1 protein-coding gene is annotated in these 230 nt (G+C 36.1%); it reads right to left on the bottom strand.

All coding sequences use genetic code 11. The features are described 5' to 3' along the window. Positions 1-230: UPF0236 family transposase-like protein (locus tag ON15_RS10600; RefSeq protein WP_010581473.1), on the bottom strand; the 230-nt coding region annotated here is incomplete at both ends.

Raw genomic sequence — 230 nt, forward strand, 5'->3', positions numbered from 1 at the left:
TGGCTTGATTCCTAAATGTCTATCTAACAAATAGACATGGCAACCAGTTGTTTCTTCAACCAATCGTCGTTTAAAAGTTACTTCACCAAAAAGAAACTGAATTGTCCTTTGATCCCGTCGCAGCACTTTTACATTTGCATCTTTTTCTAACTCTTGATCCAACCGTTCTAAAGAAGTTCCTAACGCTTCGCATAATAAGCTTGAAAATAATCGTAGAATTTTAAGCTCTG

Origin of the sequence: Liquorilactobacillus vini DSM 20605 (assembly GCF_000255495.1) — a bacterium.
GTDB classification, from domain to species: Bacteria; Bacillota; Bacilli; order Lactobacillales; family Lactobacillaceae; genus Liquorilactobacillus; species Liquorilactobacillus vini.